Origin of the sequence: Chryseobacterium sp. 'Rf worker isolate 10' (assembly GCF_050753305.1) — a bacterium.
In the GTDB taxonomy this organism is placed as follows: Bacteria; Bacteroidota; Bacteroidia; order Flavobacteriales; family Weeksellaceae; genus Chryseobacterium.
This window is the reverse complement of sequence record NZ_JBOZOF010000001.1, coordinates 247,958-262,720: the sequence shown is the minus strand read 5'-3', so window position 1 is coordinate 262,720 and position 14,763 is coordinate 247,958. Positions and strand designations below refer to the sequence as shown.

General features: G+C 34.9%; 15 protein-coding genes. 14 read left to right on the top strand and 1 reads right to left on the bottom strand.

All coding sequences use genetic code 11. From position 1 onward, the window contains the following. The first annotated feature begins 2 nt into the window (after positions 1 to 2). The 8 genes from LKL37_RS01225 to LKL37_RS01190 all read left to right on the top strand — a co-directional run bounded on the left by LKL37_RS01225 (position 3) and on the right by LKL37_RS01190 (position 7,081). Complete coding sequence (locus tag LKL37_RS01225) at positions 3 to 1,193, top strand: alanine dehydrogenase (RefSeq protein ID WP_105702451.1); 1,191 nt, start codon at positions 3 to 5, stop codon at positions 1,191 to 1,193. Continuing rightward, entirely contained in the window at positions 1,193 to 1,564 is a 372-nt protein-coding gene (locus LKL37_RS01220; RefSeq protein ID WP_431608760.1) for a hypothetical protein, read from the top strand. Before LKL37_RS01225 ends, LKL37_RS01220 begins: the two co-directional genes overlap by 1 nt. A 16-nt stretch (positions 1,565 to 1,580) precedes the next feature. Beyond that, entirely contained in the window at positions 1,581 to 2,354 is a 774-nt protein-coding gene (locus LKL37_RS01215; protein ID WP_431608759.1) for a histidine kinase, read from the top strand. Beyond that, entirely contained in the window at positions 2,329 to 3,039 is a 711-nt protein-coding gene (locus tag LKL37_RS01210; protein WP_431608758.1) for a LytR/AlgR family response regulator transcription factor, read from the top strand. Before LKL37_RS01215 ends, LKL37_RS01210 begins: the two co-directional genes overlap by 26 nt. A gap of 110 nt (positions 3,040 to 3,149) precedes the next feature. Continuing rightward, positions 3,150 to 3,539 carry a hypothetical protein gene (locus LKL37_RS01205; RefSeq protein WP_431608757.1) on the top strand — a complete coding sequence of 130 codons (390 nt, stop codon included), beginning with the start codon at positions 3,150 to 3,152 and terminating at the stop codon, positions 3,537 to 3,539. Positions 3,540 to 3,635: 96 nt separating this feature from the next. Beyond that, positions 3,636 to 5,915, top strand: coding sequence for a cation:proton antiporter (locus LKL37_RS01200; RefSeq protein WP_431608756.1), 2,280 nt, complete (start codon positions 3,636 to 3,638; stop codon positions 5,913 to 5,915). Between the two features lie 105 nt (positions 5,916 to 6,020). After that, positions 6,021 to 6,506, top strand: a complete 486-nt coding sequence (locus LKL37_RS01195) for a hypothetical protein (RefSeq protein WP_431608755.1) — start codon at positions 6,021 to 6,023, stop codon at positions 6,504 to 6,506. Positions 6,507 to 6,556: 50 nt separating this feature from the next. Then, a complete protein-coding gene (locus LKL37_RS01190) occupies positions 6,557 to 7,081 on the top strand; it encodes a hypothetical protein (RefSeq protein WP_431608754.1) in 525 nt (174 codons plus the stop codon). Positions 7,082 to 7,087: 6 nt separating this feature from the next. Here LKL37_RS01190 and LKL37_RS01185 read toward each other — a convergent pair whose 3' ends face one another. Then, positions 7,088 to 7,735: a hypothetical protein gene (locus LKL37_RS01185; protein WP_431608753.1), complete on the bottom strand. Its 648-nt coding sequence runs from the start codon at positions 7,733 to 7,735 to the stop codon at positions 7,088 to 7,090. 459 nt (positions 7,736 to 8,194) lie between these two features. Here LKL37_RS01185 and LKL37_RS01180 point away from each other — a divergent pair, with 459 nt between their 5' ends. From LKL37_RS01180 to LKL37_RS01155, 6 genes are read left to right on the top strand one after another with little or no spacing between them, the layout of a single operon-like run. Continuing rightward, positions 8,195 to 9,217 carry a LysM peptidoglycan-binding domain-containing protein gene (locus tag LKL37_RS01180; RefSeq protein ID WP_431608752.1) on the top strand — a complete coding sequence of 341 codons (1,023 nt, stop codon included), beginning with the start codon at positions 8,195 to 8,197 and terminating at the stop codon, positions 9,215 to 9,217. 1 nt (position 9,218) lies between these two features. After that, entirely contained in the window at positions 9,219 to 10,070 is an 852-nt protein-coding gene (locus LKL37_RS01175) for a DUF4280 and LysM peptidoglycan-binding domain-containing protein (RefSeq protein ID WP_431608751.1), read from the top strand. 3 nt (positions 10,071 to 10,073) lie between these two features. Next, positions 10,074 to 12,602: an N-acetylmuramoyl-L-alanine amidase gene (locus LKL37_RS01170; protein WP_431608750.1), complete on the top strand. Its 2,529-nt coding sequence runs from the start codon at positions 10,074 to 10,076 to the stop codon at positions 12,600 to 12,602. Positions 12,603 to 12,611: 9 nt separating this feature from the next. Next, positions 12,612 to 13,466: a hypothetical protein gene (locus LKL37_RS01165; protein WP_431608749.1), complete on the top strand. Its 855-nt coding sequence runs from the start codon at positions 12,612 to 12,614 to the stop codon at positions 13,464 to 13,466. Beyond that, on the top strand, positions 13,467 to 14,096 hold the full coding sequence (locus LKL37_RS01160; protein ID WP_431608748.1) for a hypothetical protein: 630 nt from the start codon (positions 13,467 to 13,469) through the stop codon (positions 14,094 to 14,096). 20 nt (positions 14,097 to 14,116) lie between these two features. Then, positions 14,117 to 14,617 carry a hypothetical protein gene (locus LKL37_RS01155; protein ID WP_431608747.1) on the top strand — a complete coding sequence of 167 codons (501 nt, stop codon included), beginning with the start codon at positions 14,117 to 14,119 and terminating at the stop codon, positions 14,615 to 14,617. The last annotated feature ends 146 nt before the right edge of the window (positions 14,618 to 14,763 follow it).

Below are 14,763 nucleotides of genomic sequence, written 5' to 3'. Positions count from 1 at the left end.
GGATGAGTACAAATATTTTTACTCCTTTCACAGAAGAAGAATTAATGCCGAAAGAGGAAAAATTGGAGGTTATAAAGAAAGGAAAACAGTTCAGTATTGGAATTCCTAAAGAAACCTGTCTCAACGAGAGGAGAACCTGCATTACTCCTGATGCCGTACAGGTATTGGTAGAGCATGGCCATGAGATCATTATTGAAGCAGGGGCTGGCGAAGGTTCATTCTTTACAGATTTACAATATTCCGAATCTGGAGCGAAGATTACCAATGATCCTAAGGAAGCTTTCGGGCAGGATCTTATTCTGAAGGTGAATCCCCCTACTGAGGATGAAATAGAGTACATGAAACCTAATACTTACCTGGTTTCCGCACTTCAGATCAATCTTAGAGACAAGGAATATTTCTTAAAGCTTGCAGAGAAAAAAATAAATGCCATCGCTTTTGAATTTATCGTTGATGAATACAAACAGCTGGCTTTGGTAAGATTAATCGGGGAAATTGCAGGAACTGTTTCTATTTTATATGCTTCGGAATTATTAGCCTTATCAAATGGACTAATGCTTGGAGGGATTACAGGAGTAAGACCTGCAGAAGTAGTTGTCCTGGGTGCCGGTATTGTAGGAGAATTTGCTACGAAAGCAGCAATAGGTTTAGGAGCCAGCGTAAAGGTTTTTGACAACTCTTTATCCAAATTGAGAAGACTTCATACGATTGTAGACAGCCGTGTACCGACTTCCATTATTGATCCTAAGGAACTCAGCAAAAGTTTAAGACGTGCTGATGTTGTTATCGGAGCACTTCCAAGACTGAATATGACGCCTATCGTCACTGAAGATATGGTGATGAAAATGAAAAAAGGCAGTGTCATTATTGATATTACCATAGATAACGGTAAAGTGATTGAAACCTCAGAACTGACAACCATGGAAGATCCTTATGTCATCAAACACGGTGTTATCCACTGCGGACTTCCTAATCTTACTTCAAGAATGCCAAGAACTACAACAAAGGCAATCTCGAATTTCTTCCTTTCCTATATTTTAAATTATGACGAAGAGGGCGGCTTTGAAAACATGCTGATCCGCAAAAACGAAATGAAGCAGAGCTTATATATGTACAAAGGAAGACATACCAAAAAGATCATCTGCGACCGTTTCGGACTTACGTACCACGATATCAATCTTTTAATTTTCTAATGAAGAAACTGAAATTTTATGCAATAGGCTTCGTTCCGGGGCTTTTACTCGTATTTTTTATTTTAAACAAAAAAGGAGCAAGCTGCAGCGGTTATTTACCGAACAGCCGCGTGATTGCTGAAACCCTTTCGAAAGAATTTCAATATTCAGAAGAATTTCATAATGAAATGATTTTAAATAATATTGATGAAAAGTTTTTAAAAGATAGTATCATTACCAACGGAAAAGTAGATTTTGACCGCAGCCATGCACAAAAGAAACCCTGCCCGGACTATCTTATCACATATCCCGAAAAAAATCCAAGATTCGAAATTCATTTTGACAAATGTGAGGATCACGCAGGTTTTATTAGCTTAAAAAAACTTAAATAGTTTTTAAAAACAAACTATGGAAGGCAACTACTACATGATTCATGATTATCTGATATTCATCGGAGTTTTTGCCATTTTCCTGTTTCTCACCACCAGCATTTATCTCTTCAGCCAGAATCAGAAGCTGAAACAGAGAAACACCAAATTATCAGAGACCAACAAACTTATTGAACAGCGCCTGAATGAGGTTCGTCTGGAACATATCGGAACAAAGCTGAATCCGCATTTGTTTAAAAACATCCTTAATTCGGTACAGTCTCATGCTTATCAAACTTATATGTCACTGGACAAGCTGGCGAATGTGCTGGATTATATTTTGTACGAAAGCAACAATAAATATGTAAGCCCTAAGGAAGAGCTCAACTTTGCGTTAAGTCTTATTGAGATCAATAAAATCAAGATCAATCCACTTTTTGACTTCAGAATTAAATCAAGGATTAATAAATCTGATGCGCTGTATGAAGAAAAAGTGTTTGCTCCGCTGATCTCTGTGGATCTTATTGAAAATGCCTTTAAACATACGGATTTCCTTGCTCAGGATTCTTTTATTTCTATTTATATGGAGCTTGAAAATGGGATTTTCACCATGAAAGTCAGCAATAAAGCGTCTCTGAAAAACATTCTGGAAAAGGAGAAAAGCGGTTTCGGAAGCCAGTCTTTTGACCAAAGGCTTAAAATGATCTACAGTACTTATTATCAGCTGGAAAGAAGCTCAAAAAACGGAATCTTTACGGCGGAATTAAAAATCAATTTAGGAGAATTCTATGATAAAATGCGTTATTCTGGATGATGAATTACTGGCCATCAGTTATTTGAAACTTCTATGTGAGCAGATTGATAATGTAGAAGTGGTAAAAGCCTTCAATGATCCTAAAATTTTTCTGAACGAAATAGACAGTCTCGACTGTAATTTGTGTATTCTGGATATTGAAATGCCCGGAATGACAGGCCTGCAGGTGGCTGAGATTATTTCAGGTTACAAAAAAATCATCTTTACAACGGCTTATAAAGAATATGCTGCAGAAGCTTTCGATTTGAATGTGGTAGATTATGTAAGGAAACCTATTAAAAAAGAAAGACTGATTCAGGCCTTCGAAAAAGCTAAAGAACTGGTAGAAAATAACCCTAAAAAGACTTTTATCGAGTGGAATACCAATATTGGGAAAACGGTTATTTTCACAGAACAGATTTCTTATATCAAAACCTCTGAGATCGACAGCAGGGATAAAGATATCATTCTCAGCGACGGAACTACGATCGTTTTAAAAAACCTGAATTTTAAAAACCTTCTGGAAATGCTTCCGACAAAAGATTTTGCACAGGTCAACAAAAAAGAGATCATTGCACTTTCTTGCATTAAAGTATTTTCCACCAATGAAATTATTACCACCATTCCTTCGGAAGACAACACTTTTCTGAAACTTCAAATCGGAGATGCTTATAAAAACTCTCTAATGGAGTTATTCGGAAAATAAGTCTTTTTCAAATATTTCCGGTTTCGTTACAGAATATAAGCTCTTCATTACAACTCCCCTTTTTCAGCAGGTAATCCCTTTATTTTTGCATAGAATTAATTGATTTTATAATGAAAAATTGTTTCTATGCTGCAGGACTTCTCATATCCGGCCTGTGTTTTTCCCAGGAAACCTCTTCCAAATTAAAGGTTTCATTTTTTGACGGAATTGCTGTAGCCGGATATGTAGATCATGGTGCCTACCTCAACTTTACAGGACCTAACATAAACCTTACTCACAAAAATGTAAAATTTATATTGGGAATGCTTCCTTCCCTGAGAATTAAAGAAGATCACTCTTCCGGAACTAAAAACAGTCCAATTGTGCCAACACTGGGAGCTGGTCTCACAGTAGTGTATAAAAAAATAGCCTTCCAGATTCCGGCTTACTATAATACCAAAACGGCAGATCAGGACGGGAACTGGAGAATAGGATTTGGATTGGGATATTCATTCAAATAGATTTTATTACATTTTTTAGAACATTCATTACATTTTAAAAAAAAGAGTATTTAACATAACTATATTCTTATCAACTTTGCATAAAATATTGGAATCATGAATTTGGGGAAATACAAAAATTTAATTTTCTACATTACTACCATCGCCGTTTTTTCTTGTCTGATGTATTATTTCATCATCGAAGGACAGACGCTAGAAGTAAAAGAAAATATTGTTGCTAACACCAGCAGCGGCTCTACCTGGGAGAATTTCCTGGAATCATTCAAAACCAATCTTCATCATCCGCTTGCGTTATTATTGGCGCAAATTGTCACTATCATTATGACGGCAAGACTTTTCGGATGGATATGTATGAAAATAAAACAGCCCACTGTCATCGGAGAAATGATTGCAGGTATTGTGCTGGGGCCATCACTTGTGGGAATGTATTTTCCTGAGTTTTCGGCATTTCTTTTCCCCAAAGAATCATTAGGCAACCTTCAGTTTCTGAGTCAGATAGGTCTTATTCTCTTCATGTATATTGTTGGAATGGAGCTGGATCTGAGTGTATTAAGAAAAAAAGCTCATGATGCCGTAGTCATAAGCCATGCCAGTATTATTATTCCTTTTGCTTTGGGAATAGGACTTTCTTATTTTGTTTACCAGGAATTTGCACCGGAAGGCATTCAGTTTACCTCCTTCGCTTTATTCATAGCTATTTCTATGAGTATTACAGCCTTTCCGGTATTGGCCAGAATTGTACAGGAGAGAAACCTTCAGAAAACAAAGCTTGGAACCATTGTTATCACCTGTGCTGCAGCCGATGATATTACGGCATGGTGTATTCTTGCAGCCGTAATTGCTATTGTAAAAGCTGGCTCTTTCACAAGCTCCATCTATGTAATTATTATGGCTATTGCTTATGTATTTTTAATGATAAAAATTGTCAGACCATTCCTGAAAAGAATCGGAGACCTTCAGGCAGGAAAAAATACAATCAGCAAACCAATGGTTGCTATTTTCTTTCTGACTCTGATTTTATCGGCATATGCTACTGAGGTAATTGGTATTCACGCGTTATTCGGTGCCTTTATGGCGGGAGCTATTATGCCTGAGAATACAAAATTCCGTACTCTTTTTATTGATAAAGTAGAAGATGTGGCTTTGGTACTTCTTCTTCCGTTGTTCTTTGTATTTACGGGACTTCGCACACAAATCGGACTTCTGAATGACAGCCATTTATGGATGACAGCCGGATTTATTATTCTGACCGCTGTTCTCGGAAAGTTTGCAGGAAGTGCACTCACAGCCAGATTTGTAGGCATTAACTGGAAAGAAAGCTTAACGATCGGAGCCCTGATGAATACAAGAGGTCTTATGGAACTTATCGTATTAAACATCGGATATGACCTTGGGGTTTTAAGCCCTCAAATTTTCGCAATGCTTGTGATCATGGCACTTTTCACTACTTTTATGACAGGGCCTGCCTTAGATTTTATTAATTTTATTTTTAAATCTAAAAAAAATCAGGACGAACCCACTCATGAAAACGATTCCAAGTACCGCGTTCTCCTTTCTTTTGATAAACCGGAATCCGGAAGTACTCTCTTAAAACTGGCCCACAATTTTACTCATAAAATGAATGGCAATAAAAGCATCACTGCTATGAATATTGCTCCGGTAGATGAAATGCATGCTTATGATATTAACGAATATGAGGATTCACAATTCCAAAACGTCATTGAAACCTCTCACGATCTTAATCTAGAGGTAACTACCCTCTTCAAAGCCTCTACCGATATTGAAAGTGATCTTGCCAGCATTACCAATAAAGGACATTATGACCTACTCCTGATCATGCTTGGAAAATCCATGTATGAGGGAAGTTTATTAGGACGATTACTGGGTTTTACAACCAAAATTATCAATCCTGAAAAGCTTCTGAACACCGTAAAAGGCAAAGGAAATATATTCAACAATTCTCCTTTTGACGATTTCACCCTTCAGATTCTTGACAAAACCAATATTCCTGTGGGAATTTTGGTAGAAAAAAATTTTAAAGCGGCAGATAAAGTATTTGTTCCCATATTTAATCTGAGTGATTTCTATCTTCTTGAATATGCTAAAAGGCTGATCAATAACAATAATTCCCAGATTATTATTCTGGATGCTGCCGGACAGATCCGAAATAATATTGAGGTGAAAGAACTGATCAGAAGTATAGAACAGGTTGCTCCTAATCATATTACGCTGTATAATGAGAAAAAGATTGAGAAAGAATTCCTGAACTCACAGGATCTGATGCTGATCAGCAGCAAAAGCTGGAAAAACCTGATCGATACCAAAAGTCTCTGGCTTTCTGATATCCCATCTACATTAATAATTTCCAACCCATAGCCCAAAATAACACACCGATATTTCTATTTCTACTGAAAGCTATAAATATTATTCGTTGTCTGTAAAGAAAAAACGGGTATATTTATAGCTTCAATTTTTTGGGACATGCTGATTAACAGTGAAAATGGAGTTATAGACCTGGAAACCTTTACTACCAGACTGTACAAGGGAATGAAATTTGATCAGCTGAAGCAGACTGATTTCTATAAAGAAAAGTATCATAGTATGCGGGATGTGAAAACCGGATATTTTTGGTATTATTTTCAACATATAGAAATAACAGGATATCAGGTCTCTTTCAGTTTATGCTTTTTCGGAGATCAATTGGATATCATCCATATGAGTACCTGGGAAAAGACTGATGCAAAAGACTGGAATGATTGGACAGAAGAAAAAGAAATGAGAGTTTTCCACCGGAATAATACATTTCTTACCAGGATTCTGGAAATGCTGCCCACCCAAAAAAAGAAAACTCCTTACCCAAGCTGCACCTTCAACTTTCCCTGGGGAAATGTATGGTCCGTATACGATCCGAGAAGTGCCAGCAGCCTGATGGGAATCAATTTTAATGAAGAGGAAAAAAATAAATAAAAAAATAACTTTTAACCAAAGATTAAGATTTTAATATGTGCCGATACTCCATGATGGTTTACAAAGGTCATTATGCCTGTTTCAAATGCCAGAAAACATTCAAACGCCGCCACCTGAAAGATGTGGACCGGGACTCCGAGGTCTCTGTGGAAGCCAAATGCCCGGAATGTGGAAATCTGATGGCCAATATGGGACTTGATTTCAAATCACCGGCAAAAAATGATGATAAACAATGGGCTCATATCCGTGATTTGTATACGGTTGGAATTACTTTTCATTCGTGTGGCTGCTCCGGCCCGGGATATATTCCTCAAGATCGAAAAGCTATCATTGCCCATCTGGAAAAAATCCGCTCAGAATATATGCATGCACTGGTATTCTGGAGATACCGCATAGAGCCTGAAAATAAAAAAGAACGCGAACTGGATTATCAAAAAAACAGAGGTCATTTATGGACGGTCAATCGTAATGCTTTTAAGGAAACGGTAACCAATCAGGAAGGAATTAATTATTGGCTAAAAAGAATTAATGAAGTGGAAGAAAGACTGAATATTATCAAAGCTGATAAGAAATAATAGACATTATTCTGCCAGTTTCAGAAGCTTTTTGAAACTCTCTGTTAAGTTTTTCTCCTGTTCAGACAGATAATCAGCACTGATATTAAATCCACGTCCTGTAGTATTATTGATCATAATGATATTTCCATTTTCAAAGTAATTCCTGGTTGTGATAACCTCCGACTTATTGAAATCAAAGGCTTCCGTATCATTATTATCTTTCATTGCTTTCGTATCGTAGAAAAGCGGACGATTATACCTGTACTCTTTCTCGAGAACAAAAGATAGCTGCCCGTTCATAAGGTAATATTCTATCAGTATTTGTCCCATTTCTCCATAATGTCTGGCAATAACTTTTTCCAGCCCTTTATCGGTATAATAAAATGTGGCTTCTCCTCCTTCTGCTGATTCTCCTTCAATATCCTTCTTTTTGACAGAAGTCCATTTTGTAATAGAATTGATACTTTTAAAATTAGCCTGAATGGGTTTTATCCTATTTTTTAAACTCTTACTGCCTGTAGCATCTTTCTCGTTAAATGTTTCCCCAATCTTTACAGTATCCTGTACTTTAGTGGTGAAAAAAACAGACGCTTGATCGCCGGACTTCTGAGCATATACAGAACCCCAACTGATCAATATTATGAAAACTCCGTGTAAGAATCTATTCTTCATATTTGCTTTTTTATTGCTTTAAAATTAATAATAACTTTTGTTTGTATTGTATATCATGAAACCACAAAAGTCACAAAAGTTTTTTTTTATGGGCTGGTTTTACTTTACAACGAACTGTTTTAAAAGTTCACAAGCTTTGAAAGCCCTTATAACAGCTAAGATTCCTACGGAATGACACAATTGCCATGATATTTTATCCACACAGTTTGTCATTCCGTAGGAATCCAGCCTTATGAAAGTATCAACAAATATTTCTAATCCAGACCAAAAACCTCAACTGAAGACGTATCAATTCCCATCCTCTGGAGGGGTGGCAAAAATTTAAAGAATTTTTGACGGGGTAGTTTTGCACTACAATTCAAATCTATGTCGTAATTCTACTACAATTTTTAAAATTTAATTCCAAAAATTAATTTCAAATAGAGTTTTTTAATAGCTTTATGGGATAATTCACATTGGATGGAAATTGATTTCTTACAATATCAGGTACGAAATGGAGACACGCTGACCTCTATCGCTTCCCGACTGGGTATGACTGGCGAGGAGCTAAAGCTGTTTCACAATTCCCATTGTCAAAAAATGGATACAGTCTGGTTTGAAAATCTTAATAGTGTTAAAACTATCTTTGTTCCTACAGATTTTAAAACCAAAGAACAAAAAGAGCAGGAAAGAAAGAATAGTCTACCCAATCAACTATCCGATTCTTTTTTTGCTAAAATATATACTGTTGATGAAACTTTTGAAAGTCCGTTCGAATCTAATGTCAACATCAAATATGCCGTGGAGCTCAATCTTCGCAAAGACAAAAATACAGGTCAATATATCCTGAATTATCTTCAGAAAGATTTCAAATCCAATGGAGATGCTCCTGATGATAAGGTAAGCAGTCTTTCCATTACCTGCATGCAAAGCATTATGCCTCTTGAGTTTATTGTTAATGAACAAGGCAAAATCACAGGATTTGCAGACCATAAGAAAATTATTGTTACTTTTTCCAAACAACGTAAAGAACTTGAAGAATTCTACGTAGGAGAGGTTTCTCAATATTATATGGATACGTTTGAAAAGAGCATCAACGACGAAATGTTTTTATTAAGGCAGTTTCAAAGTACACTCCTATTTCAGACCCTATTTCCCAAAATTGACTGGTTTCAAAAGAAAACAAAATGGAAAGAATTTTTCTATTTAGTACAGAATTCCTTTCCTGTACAATGCGAAATTACTATTGAACAGGAAAATATAGAGAAAGACTCTGTTTCGACCATTTTCAATGGTAAAATCATTGAATTGTGCACGTCGCAAGAGATCATGCGCGGTATTCAACTTAAAGAATCTACACCTGAACCAGCATCAGGAAACATCATAGTAGAATACATCACTCATACCAAAAATAAGAATCTACTTCAGGCGAAAGCTTCGGTTTTACTGACTCATGAAGAAGAATTTATTCACCAACATCACATCAATATAACACAAGGATAATATGAAAAATTATGTCACACAAAAAGGCGATACATTCAGTTCGTTAGCCCGGCAGTTCAAGCTGAAAAATGAAGGCATTTTAAAAACCTATCATAATCTTCACTGCCCGCCGGAAGATGTTACGCAGGAACCCGTTCCCGGAAAAACCATTTTTATTCCGGAAGACCCACAGCTTATGACTGGTGAAACGGAACCTCAAAATATCACTGCATCCCCTCAGGAAGAATCTTCAGAGGATATAGCTTCTGGTGAAGAAAATTCAACGGAAGAGCTTCAACAAAACAGTGAACAAACATCTGAAAAAACTGAGCAGCCATCCAATAAACAAGAAAAGAAAGATAAAAAAGAAGACAGTGGATCCAGTCCTCATGAAGGAAAATATTTTATTGTACAGAAAGGAACAGTGCAATGTAATCAAGGTTTTAAATTTCCAAAATTTAAAGTAACCAGCCACCAAAAGCATTACTGGAATGATGAAGAAGGGCAGGCAGATTATCTCGCTGTAACGGAAGATGATCTTCAGTTTGATCCTGCTGCACAACCATTCGGACAATGTAAACTGAAACCCACCTCGGGAGGCTATCTTCCCTGTGCTTACGCTCCTGTCGGAAAATGGCAAAAAACGTATGAAAAAGTAAAGGTCATGGAAAAAAGCTGTCTTACTGAAATCTCAGAACTCATGTGCAGTACAGGAGGAAAAATAACCATCCTGAAACATGGCCAGCAAAGTGAAGTGGGCAAAAGCCAGGTTGAAAAAGCCAATACCCAGGAACAGCAGGTTTATAATCCTGTTGTGGATTTTGGTGAATTCAAGGAAGATACAAAAGGTACAGACGAACTTTATTACAGCTAAGCCATGACAGGAAATATTATTGGGAATCAGAATCCTATGGTAGGAACCACCTACTCCTACGAAGTAAAGCCTTCCCTCCTATCATTCGGATTGAAAGGTGAATATGAATGGTATCTTTACAGGAAACAAAAAAACGGAAGCTGGAAAGACATCACCGGAAGACCTAAAACTGGTGAAAAGGTCACTTACAGATTTGGAGAAATAGGTCTGGGAATAGAATTTCAAATGAAAGTCTATGAAACGAAAAAAGGGATTTTACCCGGACTTCCTGCTACCAAAGAATTGTTGGCTAGTCTTATATTGATCCCTGCCAGTGATAAAGTTTCAAAAATAGATAAAGTAATGCTCTTCAACAGAGGTGCAAAAGACGTTAATAAAGCCAGTTATCGTGATACGCTTATCGCTCAGGCTCACTGCATCGCCATGTTTAATAAAGAGATCGAATTCCATCTTTGGGAAGATGATGCTCCGGGAAAAGGTCATGATCCTGTTATCAATAAAAACAACCGCCATACCCGCAGTTACAAAGCTCTGGTAAATGAAAAAGGGATTGCAGAAGTGAAAATATCTCTGATGTCTGATGAAAAAATTCTTCGACAGGTTGCCAATCAATTTATGATGAAAGGTGATAAAAGTGAAGGTGCCAACCATGAGTATTATGTTACAGCCACTTATTCCGGGAAAATTCAGGGAGCAAGTCAGGTGAATGTAGACGTGGCCAATCCGGATTATAAAAGCCAGCCTCAAAACCAACCAAAGCCTAAACCTCAGCCCCAGAAAGACACACCTAAATTCCCTGCAGGACAAGGAGGAGCTCCCAAACAGCCAGATCCTAAGGGTAATATCATAGAAGCGGTTTTCATTAATGATACAGGAAAAGAACTTTCTAAAGTAGCTGTAGGTGATAAAGTAAGGGTAAGAATTCACTCCAAAAACATGGTAGGAAAACACATCCAATATGTTATCTGGGAGTATGATGCTGTTTCCAGTGATGAAATATTTAGAAGCTCAAATATTAAAATTATAGATGATATATATGATAGCGCAGGGTTTATCATTACCAAAGATATTTTTGCAAAAGGAGTAGACTCCCCTATCGGTGATCCGGATTCCGATAAACAAAACTATTTCATTGAAATTATCTCCAAAGATCTTTCTGCAGAATCTCAGAAATTTGGGGTAAATTCGGAAGGTTTGATGGAAGTGGAGAAGGTGAAGAGTGCGGCGGGGGTGCAGAAACAGCCGGAACAGCAAAATAAAATAAAAGGAAAATGTTTTTGTAACAGGAAAATTACAGGCGAGGAATTAAAAGAAATGGTAATTGCTATGCGAAAAGCTACATTTGATGAAGCTGGTGAAAATTTTTATAAATGGAATAAGGATAATTTATTTACAGGTGGGCATGAGCAATTTACTATTAAAACCTATGATAAATTTGCAGAGGTATTGAATAAAACATTTGAGAATTATGATATAAATACATGTATAAGAAAAATTCATTTTTTAGGTCAGTGTTATCATGAAACAGGTTCTTTTGTAAAAAGTGTAGAAGGTAAAAAAAATCAAGAATATTGGTATGATCCATATAGAGGAAGAGGGTTTATACATTTAACATTGCGAGGAAATTATCAAAAATTCAAAGATAATTCTGGGTATGATGTTGTCAACAACCCAACGTTAGTTTCTACTAATATTGAAGTTGCAGCAATGTCAAGCGGTTGGTATTGGAAATATAATGATATGGGAAATATAAATCCATTTGCTGATAAAGATAGTATTTTTGATACATCAAGGTTAGTTAACAAACCAAATGCTACAAAATCTTCATCCATAATTGGCTACAATCAAAGAATTAATGCCATCAATGCTCTTAAAATAGTATTCAAATATCCACAAGACTGTATAAGTTTAGGAAACAAAGAAGAAATTAAAGAAAAAACACCTTGTGCCAGTGGTTTAAAAGATTGCATCTGTATTGATAAATTTACCGTAGAGAATGGCTTCATACAACATTCAAGAGTTGCAAAAAATCATGTAAGTGTTATTGAACATGGAAATTTTAAAGATCCAAAAACAAGTGTTCAAAAAGTAATTCTACATAGAACGGCAGGTGGAACAACCCAGGCGTGCATAAATGCTTTTAAAGGAGGAAGAAAAAATAAAAAAGGAGGCATAGATCACTATGGAACTCATTTTGTGGTTGGAAAAGATGGAATCATTACTCAAACTGCAAATTTAACAAAAGTAACATGGCATTGTGCTGGATGGAATTCAAAATCTGTTGGAATTGAAGTTGTCGGATTTGCCATTGATAAAGATGGCAAACCTACACTAGGATTAAAAGGACAAAATCCAGTTGCTGGGTGGGAAAATTTAACGAAAGAACAAGCTAAATCAGTAGCCTGTCTAGTTAAGGCACTTTTAAATTATTATAATCTAGATAAAAGTAAAATTGATTGCCATGAACATTTAGCTCCTAAAGAAGAGGGAGAAGGACAAATTGTATATAATGCCATTAAAGACTATCTATAAATTTAGGCTATGAAAAATACTGCTATAATTTTCTCAATATTATTTTCATTTATAATTTCTTGCAAAGGCCAAGATAAGGATGAAAAAAAGAGAATAGAAACAAAAGTTTACGCTGCAAACTGTAAAGGTGAATATTCTACAAAAGAAAAATTAACTGAAAGAGATAAAGCATGGTCTCTTAATAGTAATGATATTGAAAAAATCATGAATTTATCAGTTCCTATTACTGATGAAGAGTGGCATTTTTCATACCCAATTACACCATGTAATATTGATATAAAAGGCTATTCATATAGAGGAAAAAAATATGATTTACAGATTAATGGAGGTTCATACATTTCTTTTTTTGATGGAAAAAAAACACAAATTCTAGGATGTGAGCTACCGGAATGTAAAAAATATTTTCTAAAACCTAAAGAAAATATGAATGAAGAAGATCTCACTCCTTCTTCTAATTCAAAATCTGCACAAAATAAAAACTATAGAGTTAACTTTAATAAAAGTGACAAAAATGATCTCATTCTCATAGAAAAAAACACAAATGACTATACTTTAAAAGCGAAAACTGATAATAAAGTATTTTTCACCAAAAATATTAACTGTGATTTTATAGAAATAGATACTAATATAAAAAACAAACAAGCTTTCAATTTAATTTTAGGCTACACTGATCAATATCAAAATACATCTCGGAAAATTGTTATACCCGTCTTTTTCAAGAATAATGATTTATTTATTGAAAAACTATTCATTGCAACTTTGGGAACTAGTGCAAAAACAGGTGAAGAAGAATGGATGCAAAAAGAGATTTCTGAAAAAACATCCCTTAAACAGCTTGATTTGGATAAAATCTTATTAGAATAAATGAAAAAAATATTCCTATTATTACCTTTATCTTTCTTTTTTAGCTGTAAAGAGAATAATGCAAAGGCTATTGACTCCATCGACACACAAAATAAAACATTATACTTTGATGATGATAATATTAAAGATAAAGCTGTAATTAAGTCAAAACAAAATACCGAACTATCTAGTTTTATTCTATCCATCTACTTATCCTCATTGAACAAAACTGTTGAAATTCCCATGTTAAACAATAGTGTTCTATATAACAACACTGAAGCAGATTATTATTTAAGTGATCCTATTATTAATAATAAAATTATTACCATTAGAGTAGATTATGCAGACCAAGTTACAAAGCCTAATATTTCCGGCGAAAAAAAAAATGTAATTGAAAAAATGAAGTTTAGATTTGATAATAAGAACAAGAAAATACAGGTTATCGGATATGATTTAAGTTATACAAAAGCTAAAAAAAATTATTCAAAATCATTTAATTTTATTACAGGCAAGTTTTATTCTACATCATCCTTTGATGGCAAAAAAGAAGAAACATCTGGTTGGACTTCAGAACTTCAAAACATATACATAGAGAATTTGAACAGTGATTTTTTTAATAAACTTTTATTACACGGAAATGAAATTGAATAAAACTTTATAAATAAAACACAATGATGAAAAACTTTTTAATTTTACTATCGCTCATATTTCTATCATACTCATGTGAGCAGAGAAAAGAGCAAAAAAGCATAACCGCAATAAATAAGACAGAATTAAACAAAACTGACTCTTTAATTTCTCAAAATAAAAATCAGAATTTAACAGTAGTAAAAGATAGTAATTTCACAAAAACCAATATTGATTTTTGGAAAGGAAAATATCATTTTGAAGCATCAAATAGAGACGAAGCAAAAACTATTTTTAACATCACAATAAATTCTCTTGAAGATATTTCTATGGATATTACTGAAGAAGGAACAACAAATAAATATTCTAAATTAAAGGCTGAAGAAGTTAATCATCAAAAAATTAAAATAAAGTATGATGATTCTTCTGATGAGATGGGAGTTATTTACATTGAAAGATCAGATGACAATTACTTTATTTCGGGAAACCCAATATACTTTATAAACCCTGGAAATAATGAGATGCTTTTACAGAAATTGAAATAATAAGATGCTTGAACTGGTACAGCAATGCAAAACCCTAAAACTACCCCCCAAAAAACCAATTCACCCCATCTATAAATAATTTAGAAAAGAAATTTCGTTTCATTTAAAAAATATTTTTACCTTTGCTAAGTGAATTTTAACAACGG